Raw genomic sequence first — 25,925 nt, forward strand, 5'->3', positions numbered from 1 at the left:
TTGAGTTTTATTACTGTATGTGGCATACTTATTGATATTATTATAAATAAATTGCTATATATTAAGCATCTTTATTAAAAAATAACTACATATTATGAAAAAAGTAATCATTTTAACTTGGAGTATAATTGTATTTGCCTCTTGTAATACCGTAAAAGTTGTTACAGATTATGATACGGCTATAGATTTTAATCAATACAAAACGTTTGCCTTTTATAAAACAGGAATAGACAAGGCAGCCATTTCTACCCTAGATAAAAAGAGGGTTTTAAGGGCTCTTGAAGCAGAACTTGTGGCACAAGGGTTTACAAAATCTAATAATCCTGATATGTTGGTAAGCTTTTTTACAAAATCGAGAAGAAAGGTAAATGTGAATCAGAATAACAATTTTGGCTGGGGCTGGGGTTGGGGTTGGAATCCTTGGATGTGGGGTGGACTCAATAACAACAATATTAATATAAATGAATATACAGAGGGCACATTGTTTGTTGATTTTATTGATAAAGACAAAAAAGAATTAATTTGGCAAGGAATTGGAACAGGAGCTTTAAAAATAGATAATGTTGAAAAGAAAGAGGAAAGAATTCAACTATTTGTAAAAGAAATTGTTTCTAAATTTCCTCCAGAAAAAGATGACAAATAAATCAATATCAATTTAATCATAGATAAAAAAACTCCGAAACGTTTAACGTTTCGGAGTTTTTAATTATCTTAAAAAATTGCTAACTATACATCAGCAGATTTTACAGTTTTAATAATTCTACCTGCAATCTTGTATGGATCACCATTAGAAGCTGGTCTTCTATCTTCTAACCAACCTTTCCAACCTTTCTCTACAGTAATAATCGGAATTCTAATTGATGCTCCTCTATCAGAAACTCCATAAGAGAAATCTGTTATTGCAGCAGTTTCGTGATCTCCAGTTAAACGTTGGTCATTAAACTCTCCGTAAACTTCAATATGCTCTTTTACAACTGGTCTAAATGCTTCACAAATTTTCTCATAAGTTTCTTTAGATCCACAAGTTCTTAAAGTTGAATTAGAGAAGTTTGCGTGCATACCAGAACCATTCCAATCCATATCTTTTCCTAATGGTTTAGGGTGATATTCAATATAGTATCCGTATTTTTCAGTTAACCTTTGTAATAAGTATCTAGCCACCCAAATTTCATCACCAGCTTTTTTTGCTCCTTTAGCAAATAATTGGAATTCCCATTGACCTGAAGCAACCTCTTGGTTAATACCTTCAAAGTTTAAACCAGCATCAATACATAAATCAGCATGCTCTTCTACTAAACCTCTACCATGAGTATTTCTACCTCCAACAGAACAGTAATACATTCCTTGAGGTGCAGGATACCCACCAACAGGGAAACCTAAAGGTAATTGAGTTTTTGTATCCATTATAAAATACTCTTGCTCAAAACCAAACCAGAAATCATCATCTTCATCATCAATAGTAGCTCTTCCGTTAGAAACGTGAGGTGTACCATCAGCATTTAATACTTCTGTCATCACTAAATAACCATTTCTTCTATCAGGGTCTGGGTAAATAGCTACAGGTTTCAATAAACAGTCAGAAGATCCACCTTCAGCTTGTCTTGTAGAAGATCCATCAAAAGACCAATTGTCTAATTCTTCAATTGTTCCTTGGAAATTCTCATGTTCTTCAACTTTGGTTTTACTTCTAAGGTTTTGCGTAGGATAATATCCATCTAACCAAAGATATTCTAATTTAATTTTTGCCATAATAAATAATTGTTTACGTGATGTTTGTGTTACAAAAATCAAATATTTTAATAAGATATCAAAAAAATGAAGGGTTAAATATTAAAAAGCACTAAAAAATAATTTTATCCCTAATTTTTAAGGGGTATATTTGTTTAAAATTAAAAATAATTTAAATATTTTACCAATATGTCAACAATTAGATTTTCTGCTTTGCAAGAAACCTTACATAGGCAACCCGTGAAAGTAACTGAAGATGAAAAAAGATCAGTTTTATTTGGCAAAAATGTTTTTAATAAGCATGCAATGCAGCAGTATCTTACTAGAGCTGCTTACCAAAGTGTTACAAATGCTATTGAAAAAGGTACTAAAATTGATCGTAAAATTGCAGATCAAGTTGCTGTAAGCATGAAAGATTGGGCAATTGCTAAAGGGGCAACTCATTATACACATTGGTTTCAACCACTTACAGGAGCAACAGCAGAAAAACACGATGCTTTTTTTGAGTCGATAAATGGTAGTTTAGCTATGGAAAAATTTGATGGCGAACAATTGGCTCAACAAGAACCTGATGCTTCAAGTTTTCCAAATGGGGGAATTAGAAATACCTTCGAAGCAAGAGGCTATACAGCTTGGGATCCTACATCACCAGCATTTATTTATGAAACCACCTTATGTATTCCAACAATTTTTGTGGCGTATACAGGCGAAGCTTTAGATAATAAAACGCCTTTATTAAGAGCCTTGCAAGCTATAGATACACATGCAACAGCGGTTTGCAGATATTTTGATAAAAATGCCTCGAAAGTAAATGCTACTTTAGGTTGGGAACAAGAATATTTTTTAATTGATGATGCACTAGCTTTATCTAGGCCAGATATTTTAATGACAGGCAGAACTTTAATGGGGCACACACCCGCAAAAGGGCAACAATTAGACGATCATTATTTTGGTAGTATACCAGCTAGAGCCATGAGTTTTATTCAAGATTTAGAACAAGAATGTATGTTGCTAGGTATTCCTGTTAAAACAAGACATAATGAAGTGGCACCAAATCAGTTTGAATTGGCGCCTATTTTTGAGGAAGCCAACTTGGCTGTAGACCATAATTCTTTGTTGATGGATGTGATGGAAAAAGTATCCAAACGTCATCACTTTAAAGTTTTGTTTCACGAAAAACCATTTGTTGGTATCAATGGTTCTGGTAAACACAACAACTGGTCATTGAGCAATTCAGAAGGGTTAAATTTACTAAGCCCTGGTAAAACACCTATGAAAAACTTACAGTTCTTAACCTTTTTTGTAAATACCATAAAAGCAGTTTATGAAAACGAAGCATTGTTAAGAGCCTCAATAGCATCTGCAAGTAACGATCATAGATTAGGTGCAAATGAAGCACCACCAGCTATTATTTCGGTTTTTATTGGTAGCCAATTGTCAAGAGTTTTAGATGAGTTAGAAAATGTTACTAAAGGAAAGTTATCACCTAAAGAAAAAACAGATTTAAAATTGAATATTATTGGTAAAATTCCTGAAATTTTATTAGATAATACAGATAGAAATAGAACATCAGCATTTGCTTTTACGGGTAATAAATTCGAGTTTAGAGCAGTAGGTTCTTGGTCAAATTGTGCAAAGCCAATGACGGTTTTAAACACTATTGTAGCCAAGCAATTAAAAGAGTTTAAAAAAGAAGTTGATACCTTAATTGATGATAAAAACCTTAAAAAAGATGAGGCAATTTTTAATGTTTTAAGAGAATATATTAAAGCCTCTAAAAATATTCGTTTTGAGGGAGATGGTTATGGAGAAGCTTGGGAAAAGGAAGCTAAAAAACGTGGTTTAAGTAATCATAAAACAACCCCAGAAGCTTTACAAGTAAAAGTTTCTAAACAAGCAATTGACTTGTTTAAAGAAATGAAAGTAATGAATAAGGTAGAGTTACAAGCACGTTATGAAATTGGCTTAGAAGAGTATACTATGCGTTTACAAATTGAAAGTCGTGTTTTAGGAGATATGGCTAGAAATCATATTGTGCCTACAGCAGTTAATTACCAAAACACATTGTTAGAAAATACCAAGAATTTAAAAGAAATTTTTGGAGAAGAGTACAAAACTATAGCCAAAGAACAAATTGAATTAATCATGATTATTTCTAAACACATCACTGAAATTAATGGCTTAACTTTAAAAATGATTAATGAACGTAGAAATGCAAACAAGTTAAAAGGCTTACAATCTGCAAAAGCTTACTGCAATAAAGTACAACCGTTTTTTGAACAAATTCGATATCATTGTGATAAACTAGAAACCATGGTAGATGATAATTTATGGCCATTAACCAAATATAGAGAGTTGTTATTTACAAGATAATTTGTATTTGGGCGTTTTAACGGGCTTTCATTACTCGCTTTTTTTTTGGTAAATGTATTGTAACAGCTATCTTAATTTTGTGTAGTTTATTTTCTATAAAAAAATGAATTTAAATTAACATAAAAAAAGAGCTCAAACAGGCCATTCAATCCCTAACGCATCTTGCAAAACAGCCTATGAAGTTTAAAAAGTAAACCAATCGTTTTTTTAAAAACTAGAGAAATGATTCTTTTTTATAAAGTTTACTTCTTTCTTATCTTTGTAGCACTTTCCAATAAACTAAATAATGATATCAAGAAGTACTATAGACCGAGTTTTTGAATCTGCAAGAGTAGAGGAGGTAATTGGTGAATTTGTACAACTCAAAAAAGCAGGAAGTAACTTTAAAGGATTAAGTCCGTTTGCAGATGAAAAATCACCCTCTTTTATGGTGTCACCTGTAAAACAAATCTGGAAAGATTTTTCGACAGGAAAAGGTGGTAATGCCATTTCATTTTTAATGGAGCATGAACATTATACCTACCCAGAAGCTTTAAGATGGTTGGCTAAAAAGTACAATATAGAAATTGAAGAAACCGAGCAAACATCCGAAGAAAAAGCACAAATGAATGAAAGAGAAAGTATGTTTTTGGTCTCAAATTTTGCCAAAGACTACTTTCATGATATCATGCTCAACTCTAATAAAGGCAAAGCAATTGGTTTAAGTTATTTTAAAGAACGCGGTTTTAGAGATGAAACCATAAAAAAATTCGATTTAGGATATTGTATTGATGAGTGGGATAATTTTACAAATGCAGCTTTAAGTAAAGGGTACGATCTTAAATATTTAGCGGCTACAGGATTAACCATTGTTAAAGAAAACAAACAATTCGATCGTTTTAAAGGTAGAGTTATGTTTCCTATTCACTCAATGTCTGGTAGAATTTTAGGTTTTGGTGGTAGAATTTTAACATCAGATAAAAAAGCTGCCAAGTATTTAAACTCGCCTGAGAGTGAAATTTATCATAAAAGTAAAATCCTTTACGGAATTTATCAAGCCAAAAAAGAAATAGCCAAACAAGACAATTGTTTTTTGGTAGAAGGTTATACAGATGTTATTTCTTTTCATCAGTCTGGAGTAGAAAACGTAGTGGCTTCTTCTGGTACTGCATTAACTTCAGATCAAATTCGTTTAATCAATAGGCTCACTAAAAATATTACAGTTTTATTTGATGGTGATGCAGCAGGAATTAGAGCTTCAATTCGTGGTATAGACTTGATTTTAGAGCAAGGTATGAATGTAAAAGTAGTTCAATTTCCTGATGGTGAAGATCCTGATAGTTTTGCAAAATCACATTCAGATGCCGAGCTAAAAGCCTACTTAGAAAATTCAGCGCAAGATTTTATCAACTTTAAAGTTTCACTACTTTTAAAAGATTCAGACAACGACCCTGTAAAAAAAGCAAGTGTTATTAGAGATATTGTAACAAGCATATCTAAAATACCAGATTCTATTCAGCGAGAAGTGTATGTACAAGAATGTTCTAGAATTATGGAAATTTCAGAACGTGTTTTATTTAGTGAATTGGCACAATTACTTAAAAAGAATATTCAAGAAAAAAGCAAAACAAAAAAAAGTCAAAATCAACCACAACAAGACCCTAATCAGCCACCACCAGAATATTTTATAGAGCAAGAGCAAGCACAAATGGGTGTAGTAAAGGCTACAAATGTTGCTTCTCAAAAAGTAAATCAGTTATCTATTTTAGAAAATGAAATTATTAGAATTTTATTATTATTTGGGAATGAAGAGGTTGAGTTTGCTGAAGAAATTATTACTGTAGATGAAGATGGTAAAGAAACTATTGAGGTTAGAAAATATCAAAATACGGTTTCTGCAGAAATTTACTTGCATTTACAAGATGATGAAATTGAATTTTCCAATACCATTTTTCAAGAAATTTATACCGAAATTATTCATCAGTTAAATCAGTCTGAAAAAGTTGAAATAGAACAATTAATCAACCACAACAATACTGAAATTGCAAAAACAGTTACTTCTATTTTAATGGATGAGGAAAAGCATCAATTGAGTAATTGGGAGAGTAAAAATATCTTTGTAACAAAAGCTGTAGAGGTATTAAAAAAAGCAGTAAATGATGCTATTTTTAATTTAAGAAGAATTTTAATTGGTGAAAAAATTACTGATTTAATGAAAGAAGCTTCAGAAAATACATCGAAAAATATAGACTTAGAGGTAATAAAAAACTATACAGATTTAAAAATAAGACTTTTTGAAAAACTAAATAGGGTAGTCTAGTAAATTTAGAAAAGTATTAGATTAATATAGTGATATTAAATTTTCAATTTTTTCAATTTTATTTACGATATTCATAAAAAGGGAAATTCTTGGTAACAAAAAAACATGTTTTCGTAACAAATTTTATGTTTGCAAAACCCTTTGTTTAGTTGGGGTTTTTAGTAAAATAGACTGATTTTCAATTATTAATATTTGTTTTAAATTTAAAAAGTAAGGGTTTTTCCTGTAAATTAATTTGACAGATTTAATTCTTTTTATGTACATTTGACCCAAGAAAAAGAACAAAAAAGTAGATTATGAAAAAACTAGTACAAATTTTAAAAATCATTATGATGTTTATTTCTCTACCATTTGAGATTTCTAAAGGATCAAAAAGAAGAGCACAACAAAGAATAAAGAAAATGATGATTGCTGCAAATCTTTTATAAAGATTTAACCAAAAACTAAAAAAAACACCTAAGCTTTATAAAGTTAAAGGTGTTTTTTTTTGATGTATATTTAAAATAAATAATTGCTAACTATTTTATTTCTCCTGGAATTTCACAAACAGGTATTGGTTGCATTTTATGTTGATTGATTGTATTTAATCGGATATAAATTTTAAATACTTCTTGTTCTCTTCCAGAAAAATCATCTGCTGTTTTACCTGCATCTTGCATTTGCATTGCCCACTCTAGTTCGTCATAAGAAGCACCAATTTGATCTTCATCAGTTCTATTATCACCCCACAAACCATCAGTTGGTTGCGCAATTTGTATAGAGTTGGGTACCCCTAAATAAGCAGCCAAACTATATACTTCAGATTTCATTAAATCTGCAATTGGGCTCACATCAACACCACCATCACCATATTTTGTGTAAAAACCAACACCAAAATCTTCAACTTTATTTCCTGTACCAGCCACCAAAGCACTGTGAATACCAGCTAAATAATACAAAGTGGTCATTCTTAAACGTGCTCTTGTATTTCCTAAAGTTAAATTTACTCTTTCTTCATTATCATCAGTAGGTACACTACTTTTAAAATCTTCAAAAGTTTTGGTTAAATCTACCCGAACTTCGGTAACATTGTCAAATCTTTCTTTTAATTGTTTAATGTGTTCTTCTGCTCTAGAAACTTGGCTTGGTGCTTGATGAATTGGCATTTCTACACATAAAGTTGGTAAGCCAGTTTTAGCACATAAAGTAGAGGTTAATGCAGAATCAATTCCGCCAGAAACTCCAACTACAAATCCTTTTACTTTAGCATTGGTTGCATAGTCTTTTAACCAATTTATAATATATTCAGCTACTTTTTCGGTATTCATTAATAAACTATTTTAGTATTTTTATCGTTCTTAATTGGAGTTACTAAGATACAAAGAATATGAGATTTTTTTTTGCAGTTTTAATGGTTTTGTGTCTATTTTTTTCATGTATTGATAAAAAGCAGCCTAAAATAGATGTTTCTAAAATAAAAGTAGATTTTTCTATAAAAAGATATGATGTTGATTTTTACAATGCAAATCAAAAAACCTTACCTAAAATAAAAGAAAAATATCCTTATTTATTTCCAAAACAGTTTACAGATAGTTTGTCTTTGGCTAAAATTAATAATAAAGACGAACAAAAATTATTTGCTGAAACTCAAAGAATATATAAAGATTTTTCAGAACAAGAAAATCGACTTGAATCACTTTTTAAACATATCAAATACTATGACCCAAAATTTGAAGCGCCCAATGTGGTTACCATATTAAGTAATATAGATTATGAAAGTAGAGTAATTTATGCAGACAGTTTATTGCTCGTTTCTTTAGATGTTTATTTAGGGGAAGACCATCAATTTTATGCAGATTTCCCCAAATACATCAAAGAAAATAATACCAACGAACATTTTATAGTAGACGTTGCTGAGGCTATTATTGGTAAACAACTGCCACTTTTAAACAAAAGAAGGTTTATTGATAAAATGATTTATGAAGGAAAAAAGATGTATGTATTAGATAGGTATTTGCCAACTTTATCCGATCAAGAAAAAATTGGGTATACAGCCGAAAAATTAAATTGGGCAGTTGCAAATGAAGAACAAGTTTGGATGTATTTTATCGATAAAAAGTTACTGTTTAGTACAGCTACAGAATTGAACAAACGTTTTTTAGAAAATGCCCCATTTTCTAAGTTTTATATGGAGCAAGATAATTTATCGCCAGGCAGAATTGGGGTGTGGTTAGGTTGGCAAATTGTTAGGGCATATATGAAACATAATGATGTATCTTTGCAAGAATTATTAAAAACGGATGAAGATGAAATCTTCAATAAATCGAAATATAAACCCAAAAAGTAATGGCTGTTAAACACAATTCTGAGGTAAAATTCAACATAGGTTTAGATGAAAATAAGGTTCCAGAAGCAATTTCTTGGTCTGCAAAAGATGGTGGAATTGATAATGAAGCTTCCAAAGCAGTAATGATTTCTGTTTGGGATCATAAACAAAAAGATACTTTACGAATGGATTTGTGGACCAAAGATATGCCTGTTGATGAAATGAAACAATTTTACCATCAAACATTAGTATCTATGGCAGATACTTTTGAAAGGGCTACAGACGATACTAAGATGAGTGCTACTATGCGCGATTTTTGTGAATATTTTGCGGATAAATTAGAATTAAAAAAGTAGTTTAAGCCTCTTTAATCTGCTTAATGATCGATTGATAATCTTCTGCATTATTTACAAAATCCATTTCTGATACATCAATTATTAGTGTATTTAATTTTTGTTGTGTGCTTATAAAACTTTTATAGCCATCATGAATTTTCTGTAAATAATTGGCTTCAATATTTTGTTCGTAAGCTCTGCCTCTTTTTTTGATATTTTCTAAAAGACGTTCTGTATTTTGATATAAATACACATACAAATCTGGTTTTGTAATTTCTTTATACATCAAATCAAACATTTTTCTGTAGAGTTTGTACTCTTCTTTTTGTAAAGTGATTTGAGCAAATATTAAGGATTTAAAAATGTAGTAATCAGAAATTACAAAATTTTTAAACAAGTCTAATTGTGCTAAATCGTCAGAGAGTTGTTGGTAACGATCAGCTAAAAAACTCATTTCTAAAGGAAAAGCATAACGCTCTTTATCAATATAAAATTTTGGTAAAAAAGGGTTATCTGCAAAACGCTCTAAAACCAATTTGGTATTAAAATCGTTAGCCATCATGTTCGCTAAAGATGTTTTCCCTGCACCAATATTACCTTCAATAGCAATATAATTGAATTTCTCTGAAAGCGGAATTGGTTTTTCTAATTTTTTATCAATCCTATTAATTTCTGAATCATCAGTACAATTTTGTAAACAAGTGCCTATGTTTTTTTTTTCAATAGGATGAATAATAGTGTTTGCAATTTCAGCCAAAGGAACCAAAACAAATTTACGTTCTAACATTTTTGGATGAGGTACTGTTAATTTTTCAGTAGCGATAATTTCATCATCATATAACAATATATCAATATCGATATTTCTGTCAGTATAACTTTGCGTTTCTTTACGTTTTCTTCCTAAATCAGACTCAATAGCCAGTAAAATTTCAAGTAATTTTTTAGGTTGATGATTTGTAGTTACTTGAATACAAATGTTAAAAAAATCATTACTATCAAAACCCCAAGAGGCCGTTTTGTACACAGATGAAATTTTTAAAACAGTACCAACGTCATCTGTAATCTTATAAATTGCGTTCTGCAGATTGTCAAGTTTATTACCTTGATTTGTGCCTAATGAGAGATATGTGATGTTGTGATTTTTCAAAAATGAGTTTAAAAAACCTCACATTCATATAAAATTTGAGAGGTTTATTTGTTTTACAAAGAAACAAAAAAGCATAAAAAAATCGCCAAAATTAATTGGCGATTTATAAACATTCTGATTAAGATACTGAAACAAGTTCAATACTCACTTAATCCTCTTTTTTATCCTGTCTAGGTTTACGATCATCACGTCTGTTATCACGTCCTCGATTATCTCTGCCTCTATTGTCTCTTCCTCTATTATTGTCTCTGCTGCGATTGTTATCTCTTGGTGGTCTTGCAACATAACCTTCTGGTTTTGGCAAAATAGCTTTACGAGATACTTTTTCTTTACGAGTTCTTGGGTCTATTCCAAAATATTTTACATCTAAAATATCACCCATATTTACTACATCAGAAACATTGTCTGTACGTTCCCAAGCCAATTCGCTTACATGCAATAAAACTTCGTTTCCTGGAGCTTCTGTATATTCTACAACAGCACCAAAATCTAACATTTTAATTACTTTAACTTCGTAAACACTACCAACTTCTGGTTTAAACAACATCGATTCTATTCTTGCAATTACTTGCTCAATACCTTCTGGTTTCGTTCCTAAAATTTCAATGATGCCTTCTTCAGTTACAGCGTCTTCAGTAATTACAATTGTAGTTCCAGTTTCTTTCTGTAATTCTTGTATATGTTTTCCACCTGGGCCAATAAATGCACCAATCATATCATTAGGAATACGTCTGGTAATCATTTTTGGAGCGTGTGCTTTTACATCAGCATTTGGAGCTTGAATAGTATCTGTTAATTTTCCTAGAATATGCAAACGACCATCTCTTGCCTGCTTTAATGCATTTACTAAAATCTCGTAACTTAATCCTTTGATTTTAATATCCATTTGGCAAGCAGTGATTCCATCAGCAGTACCTGTTACTTTAAAATCCATATCACCTAAGTGATCTTCGTCACCTAAAATATCAGATAAAACTGCGTAGTTTTCACCATCAGAGATTAATCCCATAGCAATACCAGAAACAGGTTTCTTTAACTGTACACCAGCATCCATTAATGCCATTGTACCAGAACAAACTGTTGCCATAGAAGAAGATCCATTAGATTCTAAAACTTCAGAAACAACTCTTACTGTATAAGGACAATCAGCAGGTATCATTCCTTTTAATGCTCTTTGTGCTAAATTACCATGACCAACTTCTCTTCTTGATGTTCCTCTAATTGGACGAGCTTCACCCGTTGAAAAAGGAGGGAAGTTATAGTGTAAGTAAAATGTTTCTTCACCTTCAAAAGATGGCATATCTATTTGATTTGCCTCTCTAGAAGTACCTAAAGTTACTGTAGCCAAAGCTTGAGTTTCACCTCTTGTAAAAATTGATGAACCATGGGTTGATGGTAAATAATCTACCTCACACCAAATTGGTCTAATATCTGTAGTTTTACGTCCGTCTAAACGCAAACCTTCTTTTAAAGTTAAATCACGAATGGCAGTTTTTTGTGCTTTTGCAACGTATTTACCAATTAGTTTTCCGAATTCAGCTTGCTCTTCTTCAGAGAAAGAATTCACAACTTCTTCTTTAATTTCGCTAAATGCAGCACTTCTTTCGTGCTTTGCAGAACCCGCTTTTGCAATTGCGTACGTTTTATCGTACACTAATTCTTTTATTTTGGCTTCTAATTCTTCATTTTCTACTGCTGGCTCGTATTCACGAACTTCTTTCTTTCCGAAAGCTTCTGCTAATGCAACCTGTGCAGCACACTGAATTTTAATAGCTTCGTGCGCAACTTTAATTGCTTCTGCCATTTCTTCTTCAGAACATTCATCCATTTCACCTTCTACCATCATTACAGAATCTGCAGAAGCACCAACCATCATGTCAATATCAGCTTCTGCTAATTGTGCTCTTGTTGGGTTAATAACGAATTCACCATTTACTCTTGCTACTCTTACTTCAGAGATTGGGCATTCGAATGGTAAATCTGACAACTGAATAGCAGCAGAAGCCGCTAAACCAGCCATGGCATCTGGCATAACATCATCATCATGAGACATCATCTGAATCATAACCTGAGTTTCTGAATGATAATCTTTTGGGAATAAAGGACGTAAAACACGGTCTACTAAACGCATGGTTAATACTTCTCCATCACTTGGTCTTGCTTCTCTTTTAAAGAAACCTCCAGGATAACGTCCTGCAGCAGCAAATTTTTCTCTATAATCTACAGTCAATGGTAAAAAATCTACATCTGCTTGATGATAATTTGATACAACTGTACATAACAACATACATTTACCTGATTGAACAACAACTGAACCGTGCGCTTGTTTCGCTAATTTACCGGTTTCTAATGAGATGGTTCTTCCATCTCCAAGGTCAATGACCTCTCTAAATACTTTTGGAATCATAAATTTTTAAAAATTCTTAATGTTTACTTTGTTTGTTGTTGTGTTGCAGTTGTATGTTTTTTTCCAATGGAAATTCAAAAGGATTGTTAGTTCTTTTGATTTTTCTTTTTCTATGAGTTTGTTAATCTCGAAGAAAATTTGAGCTCTCTTATGAAAAAGAGTATGCTAATGTAGTAGTTTAAATAAAAAAGAGGCACGTTTATAGTGCCTCTTTTTAAGAAATTATTTTCTAATTCCTAATTCTTTGATAATTGCACGATATCTTGTGATATCTGTTTTCTTTAGATAATCTAATAAACTTCTACGTTTACCTACCATCATTACTAAAGAACGCTCTGTATTAAAATCTTTACGATTGTTTTTTAAATGCTCAGTTAAATGGTTGATTCTGTGCGTAAATAACGCAATTTGACCTTCTGAAGAACCCGTGTCATTTTTTCCTTTACCGTGTTTTTCGAAGATGCTTTCTTTTACTTCTTTAGTTAAGTACATGCCAATATTATTTAAATGATTTTTATGTATTGCATAGCTGTTTGCTTTGCAGCTGCAAAGATAGAATTATTTTTTAAAAGAAAACCTATAAAAGATTTTCTTTTATAGGTTTTAAATTTTTGAGAAATTGTATATTTTTATGCTTGTGATTCTTTTCTAACTGGTAAATTTTGAATTAAATCAATATATAAATTTACTTGTTTTTTTAGTTGTTTACGTTCGTAAATGGCATCTAAAAAACCGTGTTCTAAAACAAATTCAGATTTTTGGAATCCTTCTGGTAATTCTTTACCAGTTGTATCTTTAACAACTCTTGGTCCTGCAAATGCAATTAGTGCATTTGGTTCTGCTATATTAATATCACCTAACATTGCGTAAGAAGCTGTTGTACCTCCTGTTGTAGGGTCTGTACATAAAGAAATATACGGAATTTTAACTTCTGCTAATTGTGCTAGTTTAGCAGATGTTTTTACCAATTGCATTAAAGAAAGTGATGCTTCCATCATTCTTGCTCCTCCAGATTTAGAAATCATTAAAAAAGGAATCTTATTTTCGATGGAATAATTAATTGCTCTTGCTATTTTTTCACCAACCACAGAACCCATAGAGCCACCAATAAAGGCAAAATCCATAGCAGCAATTACCAAATCTTTACCTAAAGATTTACCAACAGCTGTTCTTACAGCATCTTTTAATTTTGTTTTTTCTTGTGCAGCTTTTAATCTGTCTGGATATTTTTTAGTGTCTTCGAACTTTAAAGGATCTTTAGAAGTTAGTTTTTCATTTAATTCTTCGAATTTATTTTCGTCAAAAAACAGCTCAAAATATTCTTTACTACCGATTCTTACGTGATAACCATCTTCAGGACTTACGTATAAATTTTTCTTAAGTTCTTCTGTATCTATAATTTTACCACTAGGTGTTTTATACCAAAGACCTTTGGGAGTGTCTTTCTTGTCTTCTGTGGCAGTCTGTATTCCTTTATCAGTTCTTTTAAACCAAGCACTCATAGATTCGATTGTTTAAAATTATGTTTGTTTAAAACGTTTCTGCAAAAAAGAAACGCAGTACAAATGTAAAAGATTTTTTATGAAGTATTTGTAGCAAATAAAAAAAAAGCATTTTGAAAGTATCAAAATGCTTTTTTAGTAATTTTATTTATAAAATTATAAAGTATCTACATTGTTTAAATCTGCAAACGCTTGCTTTAAACGAGCTTTAAAAGTTTCCTCACCTAAACGTAACCATTTTCTTGGATCGTAATATTTTTTATTAGGTTGGTCTGCACCATCAGGATTACCAATTTGTGTTGCTAAATAATCTGCTTTACCTTGCATGTAATCACGAATACCTTCTGTAAACGCAAATTGTAAATCGGTATCAATATTCATTTTAATAACACCATAGCCAATAGATTCTCTAATTTCTTCTAAAGTAGAGCCAGAACCTCCATGAAATACAAAATCAATATGATTTTCTTCAACACCATATTTCTTGGTAATAAATTCTTGAGAGTTCTTTAAAATTTTTGGAGTTAATTTTACATTACCTGGTTTATATACACCATGTACGTTACCAAAAGCTGCAGCAATTGTAAATTGAGGAGAAACCTTTAATAATTCTTCGTAAGCATAAGCAACCTCTTCAGGTTGTGTGTATAATTTAGATGCATCAACATCAGAGTTATCAACACCATCTTCTTCACCACCTGTAATACCTAATTCAATTTCTAAAGTCATACCCATTTTACTCATTCTAGCTAAGTATTCTTTACAAATGGCAATATTTTCTTCAATAGGTTCTTCTGATAAATCAATCATATGAGAACTATACAAAGGTTTACCTGTTTCTTCAAAATGTTTTTCAGAAGCATCTAATAATCCGTCAATCCAAGGTAATAATTTTTTAGCACAGTGATCTGTATGTAAAATTACAGGTACACCATAAGCTACAGCTAATTCATTTACATGTTTTGCACCAGCAATACCTCCAGCAATAGCTGCTTTTTGATTTTCGTTAGATAATCCTTTACCTGCATTAAATTGTGCACCTCCGTTAGAAAATTGTATAATTACAGGAGAATTTAATTCTTTTGCAGTTTCTAAAACACTATTTATTGTATTAGAACCAATTACATTAACTGCTGGTAAAGCAAATCCTTTTTCTTTTGCGTAATTAAAAATTTCTTGAACTTCTTTTCCAGTTGCTACACCAGGTTTAATATTATGACTCATTATATTATATTTAATAATTATTTATAGATGTAAAAATAATAAAAAATGTAGTTTTAACAGTAAAGAGATGTTATAAAATAACGAAAACGTTACCGTCTTAAAAAGGATAGTTGATTCCTATATTGTAAACTGCACTATTAAAATTATAGTTTCTAAACCATTTGTTACCATCTAAATAAGGTTCGTAGGTTTTAAAACCAACATCTAAACGTACTATTAGAAAATTGAAATCGAGTCTTGCACCAATGCCAGACCCTACAGCAATATTTTTTAATGATGACAACCCTTTAAATTTGGCATCCTCCTCTACAAAATCAGAACTAGAAATGTCCCATATATTTCCTGCGTCAATAAATAATGCTCCTTTTAGCATGCTTACCACATCAAAACGATATTCTGCACTGGTTAAAAATTTTAAACTACCGATGTTAAATTCTAAACCTGTTTTTCTGCTTCCAGGACCTAATTCATAGGTTTGCCAAGCTCTGATATCATTAGAACCCCCAGCAAAATAGCTTTTTGTAAATGGAATATCTGAATTATCATACGTAAAAATTGCACCAATAGAAGAACGAAAACCAAAAACTGAATTCCCTGAACCAATTGTCCAAAACTTTTTATATTCAATATCGGTTTTAAAATATTGTGCAAGTGGAATTTCTAAAAATGTTTTTTTGTTTTTAGTGTTTGTTTTATCTGATAATAATCCTAAAATATTTCCAGAGTTGGCAAGTCTTATTCTAAAAAAAGAAAAGTCATTATCTCTAAAATCTAGCTGTCCATTATAGATGTAGGTGTAAGCAATTGTTGGAATTAAGAAATCTGATGTAATGATGTTGTAACGATCTAAAATATTTAAAGTGTTATTAAATTCTTCAGGGTTTGAGTTTCTAAAATTAGGGTCATTTGCAACAGCATTCATAAAACGTAATGCTTCATTTGGTAAATCTAATTCTCTATTAGAATTATTATAATTGAAATTATCAAAACTTTGAGCAACCTGATTTAAGCTTTGATATTCTGAGTTATATATGCTAAAGTAACTACTTACATTTAGGTTTTGTACGTATTGGGTATTTAACACCTCTAACTGAATTGTTTTTTTAGGGTTGAATTGCCATTTGTAGTCGGTTAAAAAAGTAAATGTTTGCCTATCTAAACCAATGTTTTTTTGAAAACTAGAACCTAAAGAAAAATAAGTTCTTGGAGACATTTCTTTGGGTACTAATTTGGTTAAACCGAATGGAGCTACAAATCTGGGAATTTCTACAGAAGCATCTGCACCAATTTCCCAACCTGGTCCAGTATTAGAGTTAAACCAGGAACCTAAAAACGATAACTTTAACAGTTCTGTACCTTTAAATGTATTTCTGTTTGTGAGTGAAAATTTTGCAGAAGTTCCAATATTTCTAATATTAGAGTGTGTTAATTCTGTCTCTAAACCCAGTGTATATTTTTCTAAAGGAGATAACAAAATATCCATTTTTAACTCATCATCAGAACCATCAATTAAAGAAAAATTAATGTTGGTAGATTTAAAATTTTGTAATGATTTTAAATGTTTTCTTGTTAAATTGATTAAGGTATCTTTATAAATATCGTTAGGCTTTAAAAATAAAGATTGCGATAAATATTTAGTATTGTATTTTACCTTATTATGAGCCAGAAACTTAATGCCTTTATAAGTTAAAGTGTCTTTAATAGCTTCGCCTTTTTTTGTAAAAGAATAATCTGTATAAACATTTACCTCTTTAATTTTTCTAATTTTATAAGGCTTTTCTTTGTATTGACCATTTTCTTCAATCAATCGATTTCCAGAAATTATAAAATCTATATTAGTTTTGTAATCTGTTCTTGAAGAATCAACATAAAAACCTAAAGCTGATTCTGTAAAATTATCAATTCCGTTGTTTCTAAATAGCTTTACTACTTTAGCCGCTTCATTTCTAAAGATTTGTTCTTTGTATTGTTTACCAGTTTTTAATAAGCTTTCTAAATCAGAATTTTGATAAATAGAATCTAACACCTTAGATTCTATTTTTATGTTAATAGTATCTAAAATAGTTGGCTTGCCTTTATTGATGTAATAGGTTACTGTTGCCTTTTTATGTATAGAATCTCTTTTGATTTGTGAACTTACAGAAGATTTGAAAAAACCTTGTGTTTTATAAAACGCAGCTAAATTATCTGCTGTTCTGGTAACTTTTAGTTCTTTTACAATCTCTGGGGTTTGAAAATTTAAAAACCATTTATTTAGATTGATGAAAGAATTGGCGTAAGCAATACTTTGTTTTTCGGAAAATATCTTTTTTACAATATTATAAGAATTTGGATTTTTTTTTGCCCATTCAATTGGTGTTTTGGGTTTGTTATGATTTCCTAAATTATGAAAATACAGTCCTAATGGCAATCCCATAAAACGAGGATTGGGTTTTTGAAGAATGTATTTTTGCAAATCTGCGCCATTGGTTTTTATGCTATCAATAAAAATATAATTTTTGGTAAGTAAATGTTCGCCATCAGTTACATGTTTTGTAGAATTACATGCAACTAAAAACACAATAAATAAAAAAAAGGAAGTAAGTTTTTTCATTATTTTAGCACTCCAAAGGAAATCAAAAATAGTATTTTTCAACGGTTTATTTTCATTTAGCAGCAATTAATGAGTCTCTCAAAAAATCAACTTAAAGTCATAACAAGTTTATCGCAAAAAAAGTATCGACAAAAGCATCAATTATTTATGGCTGAAGGTGTAAAAGTGGTAAACGAATTTTTAAACTCTCCTTTTGAGGTGGATACGCTTTTTGCTATTGATGATTTTAAAACTTCGCTTTCTGAAGATAGCATTGTAAGAATATCAGTTAAAGAATTGCAAAAAATTAGCAATTTAAAATCTCCAAATAAAGTTTTAGGTTTATTTAAAATACCTAATGAAAAGCCTTTGCACAATAAAGGTTTAATTATTGCTTTAGATGCGATAAACGATCCTGGAAATTTAGGAACAATTATTCGTTTATGTGATTGGTTTGGGGTAACAGAATTAATTTGTTCAAAAGATACTGTAGATTGTTACAATGCAAAAGTAGTACAAGCAAGTATGGGGTCTTTAACTCGAGTTTCTATAAAATATTTGGATTTAGAATCTTTTTTAGCGGCAACAAGAATTTCTACTTTTATAGCTGATATGAATGGTGAAAATGTATACCAAGCCAAGTTGCCAAAAGAAGCTATTTTAATTATGGGGAATGAGGCAAATGGTGTATCAGAAACCATAAAAAAGCTAGTGAAAAACAAAATTTCAATTCCTAGATTTGGGAACACACAAGAAACCGAAAGTTTGAATGTGGCTACTGCAACTGCTATTTTATTGAGTGAGTTTAAACGCAGTTTTTAGTAATCAGTAGCAGTTTTCAGTGAGCTATTTTGCGTAGATATATTTAATGAGTAAAATAATTCTAAAAATTAATAATCTAACTTAATAATTACATTTGATAATTTATCAAATAGTAATGGTTTTTGCTTGGTTTTTTTACTTTCTATTAAAAAGGGAACTGGTCATAAGTTTATTATTACCAGTGAAGAGATATTTTATTCAGCTATTTTGTCTTTAGCTTTTGTGTTGAGTAGCTTATTTAAAGAAAATAATAAACTTGGCGCAAAAACAAATAAATTTATTTTATTACGTTAAGAATCAGTAAAAAATTCTCCAACTTTTCACTTTACAACTTTAAAACTACCCCTACTCAAAAGCTAAATTTAGAAATAAGCCACGAGTACCCATAAAATTTACAGGAGATGTCCATTGGCTATTGGGGTCATTATCATATTTAATTTCATTATTGATGGCAAAAACACCTCGAATTGATGGTGAAAATTTAAAGAATGATAAGTAAATATCAATACCCATACCAACTTCGTACATAAAATTGCTGGTTTTCATTCTAAATTGACCTGCAGAATTATCATCTTGATTGGCTTCGTTACTCGAAAAATTATGATCGTAAGAAACACCAGCCAAAACATAAGGGCGAATATTTTTATAACGATCTGTACTAAATTTTAAAATAACAGGAACATGTAAATATGTGGAACTTACCTCTCGAATACTATCTCTTGGATTACTAGCATTTGTAAGATGATTAAAAATTATGTTTTTAGAATTGGTCATTAAACCAGGTTCTAAACGAATACTTAAATTTTTGTGTAATCGTAATTCTGCAATAAGCCCAACATTAAAACCATATGTAGGTTCTACAGTATAACCCGCATCAAAAATATTACTATTTCTAATGTTTAATTTAAAATCATTTTGATTTAAACCTAAATAAAAACCATAGTGAATTTTTCGATCATCAAACGTTGGTAAATTTTCTACACGTTCTCTTTGAGCAAAAAACGTTACAGATATCATCAATAAAAAACCAAAAAGAAATGTTTTTTTAATCATTTTTATTTACTTGCTGTATAAATTGTGGCAACTCCAAAGGTTACAGGAGTATCTTTTGTATGGGTAAACCCATTTTTTTGTAAAATATTGTTGAAAGCTTTACCAAAAGGAAAAGAATTTGCTGATTCAGATAAATATGAATAAGCAGCTTTGTCTTTAGAGAACAGTTTGCCAACTGTTGGTAAAAAAAGATTCGTGTATAGTTTATACCCTTGTTTAAAAGGAAATTTTACAGGATTTGATGTTTCTAAAATTACTAAAACTCCTGTTGGTTTTAAAACCCTTGCAATTTCTTTTAAGCCTTTGTCTAAATTTGCGAAATTACGAACGCCAAATGAAACTGTAATTGCATCAAAAGTAGCATTTTTAAAAGGCATTGCTTCAGAGTCTCCAACAATCATTTCTATTTTATCACTTAAATTGGCTTTTGCAATTTTATGCTTACCAACTTCCAACATTCCTGCAGAAATATCTAAACCCACAATTCTATCAGGATTCAAATCAGCCATCATTAAAGCCAAATCTCCAGTACCTGTAGCAATATCTAAAATTTGTTTTGGGTTATTTTTACCAACAATTTTAACTACTTTTTTACGCCATTTTACATCAATTCCTAAAGAAATTACTCGGTTTAAGCCATCGTAATTTCCAGAAATGTTATCAAACATTTGGGCAACTTGTTCTTTTTTACTGAGATTAGAATCTTTATAAGGATTTATTTTTTCTGCTGACATTTTTATCCGTTAATAGCTACCACTTCGTTAATTTGATTTGGTAACATTTCTTTTAATAAGGTTTCAATTCCGTTTTTTAAAGTAGCAGTAGAAGAAGGGCAACCACTACAGGCACCTTGTAAAATTACACTTACTACCTTGTTTTGTTCGTCATAAGATCTAAAGGCAATATTTCCTCCATCACCAGCAACCGCAGGTTTAATATATTCGTCTAAAATATCTGCAATTTGCGCAGGTACACCTTCTAATGTTATTTCTGGTGTTGCCTTTTCTTCTTTAGTGCTAAGAGTTTGGCTTGGTAACGCTTTAATAATGGTTTTACCATCTACCAAATATTCACGTATAAAAGAACGAACTTCAGAGAAAACCTCGTTCCAATCTACCATGTCGTATTTGGTTACTGAAATGTAGTTGTCAGAAATAAAAACTTCTTTTACAAACGGAAAGTTGAAAATAGCTTGCGCTAAAGGCGATGATTTACTTGCTTCTTCAATATTTTTAAACTCAACATCAGTTTGTGTTAATGCTTTGTTGGTGCCAAATTTCATAACAGCAGGGTTTGGAGTAACTTCTGCATATACTTCAATACCTTCTTTTTTTGTTAATGAAACTTCTTCATTTACAACAGTATTTCCATCAGCAATATAAGCTTGAATTTGTTCTGCAACTTCATCCTGAACATCTGCCCATTCCACAATATCAAAACGTTGAATGGCAATAAAATTGGCAGTAATAAACACCTTTTTTACAAAAGGTAAATAAAATAATTGCTGAGCTAAAGGTGAGTTTTTAGCTTCGTCTATATTCGAAAATTCATAACTACCACCATTAATTAAAATTTTTGTACTGTTAAATTTTAGTATGGTATTGTTTGTGGTTTCTTGTATGGTAATTTGTGTGGCTTGCATAATCTTAAAATGAGTTGCAAAATTACAGCAAAAAACTGAATTGCAATAAAAAAGACCTTGTATGTTTTGCAAATACAAGGTCTCTACTATAAATATTTTCGATTATAAACTTAACGAAACTGTAGCTGTAAAAACTCTATTATCAATGTTTAAACTAGCAGGATTCACAGTAAGTCCTGGGTAAAAGTTGTAAGCAGCAGTTCTGTTATTATCAGTAAAAGCAAAATCTACTTTAAAGTTTCCGAAATTATAACCTGCCCCAAAAGAATATCCTTCAATATCTGAAAAGTTACTAATGGTGTTATTCGTTAAGCTAGTATTTATAAACGGAGATTGTTCGTAATTATAACCACCTCTTATACTAAAATTATCAAAACGCCATTCAGTTCCAACATTATAACTATGTGTATTTCTAAGATTTTGTTGGTAAAATTGATTTTCATTGGTAAAAACTCCATTAGATAGTCTGATACCACTGTAATTTCTGTTGATATAGTCTAAACTCAATAATCCGTTTTTTCCAAAAACAAAAGCAGCGCTTCCTGTTAACTTACTAGGTGTTCTTAATCTGTAAGAAATTAATTGAAAATCATTAAATTCTGAGAAAGATTCACCATTTCCTGGAAAGAAAGTAGTTTCACCAATATCTACGTTACTATCTTGGTTGTAGTTGGAATCTTGAATAATTTCTGTGTACCAAGTTGGGGTTTGGTAAGAAACTCCGAATCTAAATGCTTGATTTGCTTTGTAAATAAAGCCCGCATTTGCTGAAAAACCAGTACCTGTGGTAATGTTATCTTGAAATAGTTCAACATCTAAAATATTAAAATCAACATCACTATTTAATTCTGTAAGTACAGATTGTTGTGTGAAATTTAAATCATAAAAATTTAATCCAAGACCTATATGTAATCTTTGTTGATGTAAAGCAGAAAATGCAAAGTTTAATTCAGAAATTTCGCCACCATAGGTATTGTCAAAGAATTGACCTTCAGTAAAATTATATATATATTCATCTCTTGGACTACTATCAAATCTGGTAACCGCTTCATTTCCTCCAGCAGAGAAACTTCCCGAAAAATCTTGGGTAATTCTATAGTTAAAACCTATTGCAAATTTGCTCCATTGCTTACTAAAAGCACTATCAAAAACAAGCACTGCCCCTGCTTGAGATAAATTTAAAGATTCATTGTTCGTTATTAAAGTTCTTCTATCATTAAAAGCGGCATCACCAAAAGAAGCTGTTATATCTTGACTTCTTGAATTAAAAGTACCTGTAAACATGCTGTAATTAAAGACAGATAAACCAGCAGGGTTAATGTTTATGGCAGAAACATCACCTCCTAAAGCTCCAAAAGCACCGCTCATTGCTGTAAAACGAGCAGTACCATTTGCATCGTCTTGAGAGAATAAAACTCCTAAATCTTGGTATCTCAAATTTTGAGAAAAAGACGTAAACCCTACTGCGAATAAAATCGCTGTGATAAATATTTTTTTCATATTTGTTGAATTTTCTAAAGAACGTAATATTAATTTCCTCTTCTTCTACTAGAAGATGAACTGCTTCTTGAGGTACTTGAACTTCTGGATGATCTACTGCTGCTACTTCTCGTTGATGAAGATCTAGAGCTACTAGTACTAGAAGATTTAGCTCTGCTACTTGAAGACGAATTTCTTGTAGGTGTAGCACTTCGTCTTCTACTGGTTGAGGAAGATCTTCTTGTAGGTGTTGTACTTCTACTTCTGCTTGTTGTAGATGATCTTCTTGCATTAGGCTCGTAATTTCTTGACCTAGAACTAGTGCTTCTAGTTGAAGAACTTCTTCTAATTGGTGTATTGCTTCTCCTTACTGTAGACGAACTTCGGGTTGTAGTAGAACTTCTTCTTGATGGGTTAGTGGTAACACGACTTCTTCTATTTGTAGTAGATAGTCTTCTGTTGATTGTGCTGCTACCTCTTCTACTAGTAGAAATTGATTTTCTGGTTAAATAACTATTACGTCTACTTGTAGTTAAACTTCTTCTAGTGCTTAAACCACTGTTTCTAGAATAATGTGCAATGCCTCTTCTTGAGTAGTTATTTCTGTAGAATCTATTATTATTCCAAAATTGATTATTCCAACGATTTCCAAAGAAACCTCTGTTCCAAGCCCAGTTATTATGATATGGGTGCCAATAAGGGTTGCCTCCCCAAAAACGGTTGACTCCCCATCGATTTCCATAGAATGAACCACCCCAAAAAGGATCCGCCCAATAATTCCAACCACCATAAGCCCAACCATTATTGAAGCCCCAGCCATTGTTAAAGCCCCAGCCCCAATTATTGAACCTGTTACCCCAAAACGGATCATTCAATACGTTTACATTTACAACAACATCATTATCTTCATATCCCCAAGGTTGATTGGCATCATAATTCAAGTTTTCATCAACTTCATCTTCATAAATATTGTTTGAATTGTAGTCGTCTACATTTGTAAAGATTTCTTCATCTTCAATATTTTGCAATTCATCTAATTTTCTTGAAAAATAATTTTCTTCATAATCATTATATTCCCTTTCATTTACAACAACTACTTTCCTCTCTTGCTGTTCTGAAGAGGGAGTGTCGCCATAAATTCCATCATTATTATATACGCTTTGATATGTTCCGCAAGAAACTAATAATACATTTGCTGTTACAAATAATATCAGTTGAATAAAGTTGATGTTTTTATAATGTAGTTTCATAATTATATGTTTTTGCGGTTCTATTTTTATTGATGAAATTTTGCTTTAAAAACTCTAAATTATAGTAGTTTTGTATCACTTTGTAAAAAAATAAAGTATTTAACACAAATTTCACTTTAAATATAACAATATTTGTGCCAAAGTAAAAAGTATGGGTAAACATTTAACAAAACGAGCTGACGATTATTCTAAGTGGTATAACGAATTAGTTGTTAAAGCTGATTTAGCAGAAAACTCTGCTGTAAGAGGATGTATGGTAATCAAGCCTTATGGTTTTGCAATTTGGGAAAAAATGCAAGCTGAGTTAGACAGGATGTTTAAAGAAACTGGTCATCAGAATGCATATTTTCCATTATTTGTGCCCAAAAGTTTATTTGAAGCAGAAGAGAAAAATGCAGAAGGTTTTGCAAAAGAATGTGCTGTAGTTACTCATTATCGTTTGCAAAATGATCCAGATAATATCGGGAAACTAAGAGTAGATCCAGAAGCTAAGTTAGAAGAAGAGTTGGTGGTTAGACCAACATCTGAAGCAATTATTTGGAATACTTATAAAGGATGGATACAGTCTTACAGAGATTTACCTTTATTGATTAATCAATGGGCAAATGTTGTGCGTTGGGAGATGAGAACACGCTTGTTTTTAAGAACTGCCGAATTTTTATGGCAGGAAGGCCATACTGCACATGCTACAAAAAATGAAGCTATAACTGAAGCAAAACAAATGCAAGATGTATATGCTGAATTCGCAGAAACCTTTATGGCAATGCCAGTTGTTAAAGGAGTAAAGTCTGATAGTGAGCGTTTTGCAGGTGCAGAAGATACCTATACCATAGAGGCATTAATGCAAGATGGTAAAGCTTTACAGGCAGGAACAAGTCATTTTTTGGGACAAAATTTTGCCCAAGCTTTTGACGTGAAATATACTTCTAAAGAAGGAAAACAAGAATATGTTTGGGCTACTTCTTGGGGTGTTTCTACTCGTTTGATTGGAGGATTGATTATGACACATTCAGATGATAATGGTTTGGTGTTGCCTCCTAAATTAGCTCCAATACAAGTAGTTATTGTGCCTATTTATAAGAACGATGAACAGTTAGAAGCGATATCAGAAAAGGTAAATGAGATTGTACAAGATTTGCGTAGAAAACAAATTTCCGTAAAGTTTGATAATAGAGATACATTTAGACCTGGAGCTAAATTTGCAGAATATGAGTTAAAAGGAGTCCCTGTAAGAATTGCTATAGGTAACCGTGATTTAGAAAATAAAACTTTAGAAATAGCTAGAAGAGATACTTTTAAAAAACAAACTGTAGCCCAAGAAGATGCTGTTGAATTTATAGAGCATCTTTTAGAGGAAATACAGGATAATTTATTTACCAAGGCAAAAGACTTTAGAACTGAGTATACTACAGTTGTAAACGATTTTAAAGAATTTAAGAAAGCAATTAAAAAAGGAGGCTTTGTTTCTGCTCACTGGGATGGAACAGAAGAAACAGAAGATAGAATTAAAGAGTATACAAAAGCAACGATTAGATGCATACCAAATGATGCTTTAGAAGAAGCAGGTGAGTGTGTATTAACAGGAAAACCTTCGTCAAAAAGAGTACTTTTTGCGAAAGCATATTAATTTTTTTAAAATTTTTTAAAAAAAGATTGCAGAGTTTCAAAAACGTTGTATATTTGCATCCGCAATTGAGAGATACTTAATTACAATGGTCCGTTCGTCTAGGGGTTAGGACGCCAGGTTTTCATCCTGGTAACACGGGTTCGATTCCCGTACGGACTAC

The 25,925-nt window shown here is 31.2% G+C and carries 21 protein-coding genes and 1 tRNA gene; 9 read left to right on the top strand and 13 right to left on the bottom strand.

The features are described 5' to 3' along the window. The first annotated feature begins 94 nt into the window (after positions 1–94). A complete protein-coding gene (locus ACTG3V_RS01190; RefSeq protein ID WP_439130296.1) occupies positions 95–643 on the top strand; it encodes a DUF4136 domain-containing protein in 549 nt (182 codons plus the stop codon). Positions 644–726: 83 nt separating this feature from the next. Here ACTG3V_RS01190 and ACTG3V_RS01195 read toward each other — a convergent pair whose 3' ends face one another. Continuing rightward, positions 727–1,749 carry a glutamine synthetase beta-grasp domain-containing protein gene (locus ACTG3V_RS01195; RefSeq protein ID WP_439130297.1) on the bottom strand — a complete coding sequence of 341 codons (1,023 nt, stop codon included), beginning with the start codon at positions 1,747–1,749 and terminating at the stop codon, positions 727–729. 168 nt (positions 1,750–1,917) lie between these two features. Here ACTG3V_RS01195 and ACTG3V_RS01200 point away from each other — a divergent pair, with 168 nt between their 5' ends. From ACTG3V_RS01200 to ACTG3V_RS01210, 3 genes are all read left to right on the top strand, one after another. Then, on the top strand, positions 1,918–4,101 hold the full coding sequence (locus ACTG3V_RS01200) for a glutamine synthetase III family protein (RefSeq protein ID WP_439130298.1): 2,184 nt from the start codon (positions 1,918–1,920) through the stop codon (positions 4,099–4,101). Between the two features lie 286 nt (positions 4,102–4,387). After that, positions 4,388–6,400, top strand: coding sequence for a DNA primase (gene dnaG / locus ACTG3V_RS01205; protein WP_439130299.1), 2,013 nt, complete (start codon positions 4,388–4,390; stop codon positions 6,398–6,400). Between the two features lie 296 nt (positions 6,401–6,696). Then, a complete protein-coding gene (locus ACTG3V_RS01210) occupies positions 6,697–6,828 on the top strand; it encodes a hypothetical protein (RefSeq protein WP_439130300.1) in 132 nt (43 codons plus the stop codon). Positions 6,829–6,918: 90 nt separating this feature from the next. Here ACTG3V_RS01210 and nadE read toward each other — a convergent pair whose 3' ends face one another. Further along, positions 6,919–7,707 carry an NAD(+) synthase gene (gene nadE, locus ACTG3V_RS01215; protein ID WP_439130301.1) on the bottom strand — a complete coding sequence of 263 codons (789 nt, stop codon included), beginning with the start codon at positions 7,705–7,707 and terminating at the stop codon, positions 6,919–6,921. A 59-nt stretch (positions 7,708–7,766) separates the two neighbouring features. On the opposite strand from nadE, the gene gldB reads away from it, so the two are divergent. Both gldB and gldC read left to right on the top strand, forming a co-directional pair. After that, positions 7,767–8,726 carry a gliding motility lipoprotein GldB gene (gene gldB, locus ACTG3V_RS01220; RefSeq protein WP_439130302.1) on the top strand — a complete coding sequence of 320 codons (960 nt, stop codon included), beginning with the start codon at positions 7,767–7,769 and terminating at the stop codon, positions 8,724–8,726. Then, the gene (gene gldC, locus ACTG3V_RS01225; RefSeq protein WP_439130303.1) at positions 8,726–9,061 is read left to right on the top strand and encodes a gliding motility protein GldC; all 336 of its coding nucleotides are present in this window, start codon (positions 8,726–8,728) and stop codon (positions 9,059–9,061) included. Before gldB ends, gldC begins: the two co-directional genes overlap by 1 nt. Before the next feature lies 1 nt (position 9,062). On the opposite strand, the gene folK is transcribed toward gldC, so the two are convergent. The 6 genes from folK to ACTG3V_RS01255 all read right to left on the bottom strand — a co-directional run bounded on the left by folK (position 9,063) and on the right by ACTG3V_RS01255 (position 17,913). After that, entirely contained in the window at positions 9,063–10,187 is a 1,125-nt protein-coding gene (gene folK / locus ACTG3V_RS01230) for a 2-amino-4-hydroxy-6-hydroxymethyldihydropteridine diphosphokinase (RefSeq protein WP_439130304.1), read from the bottom strand. Between the two features lie 148 nt (positions 10,188–10,335). Continuing rightward, positions 10,336–12,594: a polyribonucleotide nucleotidyltransferase gene (locus tag ACTG3V_RS01235; RefSeq protein ID WP_439130305.1), complete on the bottom strand. Its 2,259-nt coding sequence runs from the start codon at positions 12,592–12,594 to the stop codon at positions 10,336–10,338. Positions 12,595–12,816: 222 nt separating this feature from the next. Next, positions 12,817–13,086 (bottom strand): 30S ribosomal protein S15, encoded by a 270-nt coding sequence (rpsO, locus tag ACTG3V_RS01240; protein WP_439130306.1) that lies wholly within the window; start codon positions 13,084–13,086, stop codon positions 12,817–12,819. A 137-nt stretch (positions 13,087–13,223) separates the two neighbouring features. Continuing rightward, on the bottom strand, positions 13,224–14,096 hold the full coding sequence (gene accD, locus ACTG3V_RS01245; RefSeq protein WP_439130307.1) for an acetyl-CoA carboxylase, carboxyltransferase subunit beta: 873 nt from the start codon (positions 14,094–14,096) through the stop codon (positions 13,224–13,226). Between the two features lie 156 nt (positions 14,097–14,252). After that, positions 14,253–15,320 carry a class II fructose-bisphosphate aldolase gene (fbaA, locus tag ACTG3V_RS01250; RefSeq protein ID WP_439130308.1) on the bottom strand — a complete coding sequence of 356 codons (1,068 nt, stop codon included), beginning with the start codon at positions 15,318–15,320 and terminating at the stop codon, positions 14,253–14,255. 97 nt (positions 15,321–15,417) lie between these two features. After that, positions 15,418–17,913 carry a BamA/TamA family outer membrane protein gene (locus ACTG3V_RS01255; protein ID WP_439130309.1) on the bottom strand — a complete coding sequence of 832 codons (2,496 nt, stop codon included), beginning with the start codon at positions 17,911–17,913 and terminating at the stop codon, positions 15,418–15,420. A 69-nt stretch (positions 17,914–17,982) separates the two neighbouring features. Between ACTG3V_RS01255 and ACTG3V_RS01260 the strand changes: the two genes are divergently transcribed. Further along, on the top strand, positions 17,983–18,714 hold the full coding sequence (locus ACTG3V_RS01260; protein WP_439130310.1) for a TrmH family RNA methyltransferase: 732 nt from the start codon (positions 17,983–17,985) through the stop codon (positions 18,712–18,714). Positions 18,715–19,059: 345 nt separating this feature from the next. On the opposite strand, the gene ACTG3V_RS01265 is transcribed toward ACTG3V_RS01260, so the two are convergent. The 5 genes from ACTG3V_RS01265 to ACTG3V_RS01285 form a co-directional block, all read right to left on the bottom strand. Further along, positions 19,060–19,767 (bottom strand): porin family protein, encoded by a 708-nt coding sequence (locus ACTG3V_RS01265; protein ID WP_439130311.1) that lies wholly within the window; start codon positions 19,765–19,767, stop codon positions 19,060–19,062. A gap of 2 nt (positions 19,768–19,769) precedes the next feature. Next, positions 19,770–20,501, bottom strand: coding sequence for a bifunctional demethylmenaquinone methyltransferase/2-methoxy-6-polyprenyl-1,4-benzoquinol methylase UbiE (gene ubiE / locus ACTG3V_RS01270; RefSeq protein ID WP_439130312.1), 732 nt, complete (start codon positions 20,499–20,501; stop codon positions 19,770–19,772). 2 nt (positions 20,502–20,503) lie between these two features. After that, positions 20,504–21,409 (bottom strand): NifU family protein, encoded by a 906-nt coding sequence (locus ACTG3V_RS01275; protein ID WP_439130313.1) that lies wholly within the window; start codon positions 21,407–21,409, stop codon positions 20,504–20,506. Positions 21,410–21,511: 102 nt separating this feature from the next. Next, positions 21,512–22,909 (bottom strand): OmpP1/FadL family transporter, encoded by a 1,398-nt coding sequence (locus tag ACTG3V_RS01280; protein ID WP_439130314.1) that lies wholly within the window; start codon positions 22,907–22,909, stop codon positions 21,512–21,514. A 29-nt stretch (positions 22,910–22,938) separates the two neighbouring features. Then, positions 22,939–24,138 (bottom strand): hypothetical protein, encoded by a 1,200-nt coding sequence (locus ACTG3V_RS01285; RefSeq protein ID WP_439130315.1) that lies wholly within the window; start codon positions 24,136–24,138, stop codon positions 22,939–22,941. 151 nt (positions 24,139–24,289) lie between these two features. On the opposite strand from ACTG3V_RS01285, the gene proS reads away from it, so the two are divergent. Together proS and ACTG3V_RS01295 are read left to right on the top strand one after the other, a co-directional pair. Then, entirely contained in the window at positions 24,290–25,765 is a 1,476-nt protein-coding gene (gene proS / locus ACTG3V_RS01290) for a proline--tRNA ligase (RefSeq protein ID WP_439130316.1), read from the top strand. Between the two features lie 87 nt (positions 25,766–25,852). Beyond that, a tRNA-Glu gene (locus ACTG3V_RS01295) sits at positions 25,853–25,924 on the top strand. Position 25,925: the final 1 nt, after the last annotated feature.

This window comes from Polaribacter sp., assembly GCF_965660385.1.
GTDB lineage: Bacteria > Bacteroidota > Bacteroidia > Flavobacteriales > Flavobacteriaceae > Polaribacter.

Bases quoted from the DNA above. Each gene is read 5' to 3' on its own strand.
- ACTG3V_RS01200 (WP_439130298.1), top strand. From the start codon at position 1,918: ATGTCAACAATTAGATTTTCTGCTTTGCAAGAAACCTTACATAGGCAA.
- ACTG3V_RS01190 (WP_439130296.1), top strand. From the start codon at position 95: ATGAAAAAAGTAATCATTTTAACTTGGAGTATAATTGTATTTGCCTCT.
- gldB (WP_439130302.1), top strand. From the start codon at position 7,767: ATGAGATTTTTTTTTGCAGTTTTAATGGTTTTGTGTCTATTTTTTTCA.
- dnaG (WP_439130299.1), top strand. From the start codon at position 4,388: ATGATATCAAGAAGTACTATAGACCGAGTTTTTGAATCTGCAAGAGTA.
- rpsO (WP_439130306.1), bottom strand. From the start codon at position 13,086: ATGTACTTAACTAAAGAAGTAAAAGAAAGCATCTTCGAAAAACACGGT.
- proS (WP_439130316.1), top strand. From the start codon at position 24,290: ATGGGTAAACATTTAACAAAACGAGCTGACGATTATTCTAAGTGGTAT.
- ACTG3V_RS01255 (WP_439130309.1), bottom strand. From the start codon at position 17,913: ATGAAAAAACTTACTTCCTTTTTTTTATTTATTGTGTTTTTAGTTGCA.
- ACTG3V_RS01280 (WP_439130314.1), bottom strand. From the start codon at position 22,909: ATGAAAAAAATATTTATCACAGCGATTTTATTCGCAGTAGGGTTTACG.
- ubiE (WP_439130312.1), bottom strand. From the start codon at position 20,501: ATGTCAGCAGAAAAAATAAATCCTTATAAAGATTCTAATCTCAGTAAA.
- ACTG3V_RS01195 (WP_439130297.1), bottom strand. From the start codon at position 1,749: ATGGCAAAAATTAAATTAGAATATCTTTGGTTAGATGGATATTATCCT.
- fbaA (WP_439130308.1), bottom strand. From the start codon at position 15,320: ATGAGTCATAATATTAAACCTGGTGTAGCAACTGGAAAAGAAGTTCAA.
- ACTG3V_RS01210 (WP_439130300.1), top strand. From the start codon at position 6,697: ATGAAAAAACTAGTACAAATTTTAAAAATCATTATGATGTTTATTTCT.
- gldC (WP_439130303.1), top strand. From the start codon at position 8,726: ATGGCTGTTAAACACAATTCTGAGGTAAAATTCAACATAGGTTTAGAT.
- ACTG3V_RS01235 (WP_439130305.1), bottom strand. From the start codon at position 12,594: ATGATTCCAAAAGTATTTAGAGAGGTCATTGACCTTGGAGATGGAAGA.
- nadE (WP_439130301.1), bottom strand. From the start codon at position 7,707: ATGAATACCGAAAAAGTAGCTGAATATATTATAAATTGGTTAAAAGAC.
- ACTG3V_RS01275 (WP_439130313.1), bottom strand. From the start codon at position 21,409: ATGCAAGCCACACAAATTACCATACAAGAAACCACAAACAATACCATA.
- ACTG3V_RS01260 (WP_439130310.1), top strand. From the start codon at position 17,983: ATGAGTCTCTCAAAAAATCAACTTAAAGTCATAACAAGTTTATCGCAA.
- accD (WP_439130307.1), bottom strand. From the start codon at position 14,096: ATGAGTGCTTGGTTTAAAAGAACTGATAAAGGAATACAGACTGCCACA.
- ACTG3V_RS01285 (WP_439130315.1), bottom strand. From the start codon at position 24,138: ATGAAACTACATTATAAAAACATCAACTTTATTCAACTGATATTATTT.
- ACTG3V_RS01265 (WP_439130311.1), bottom strand. From the start codon at position 19,767: ATGATTAAAAAAACATTTCTTTTTGGTTTTTTATTGATGATATCTGTA.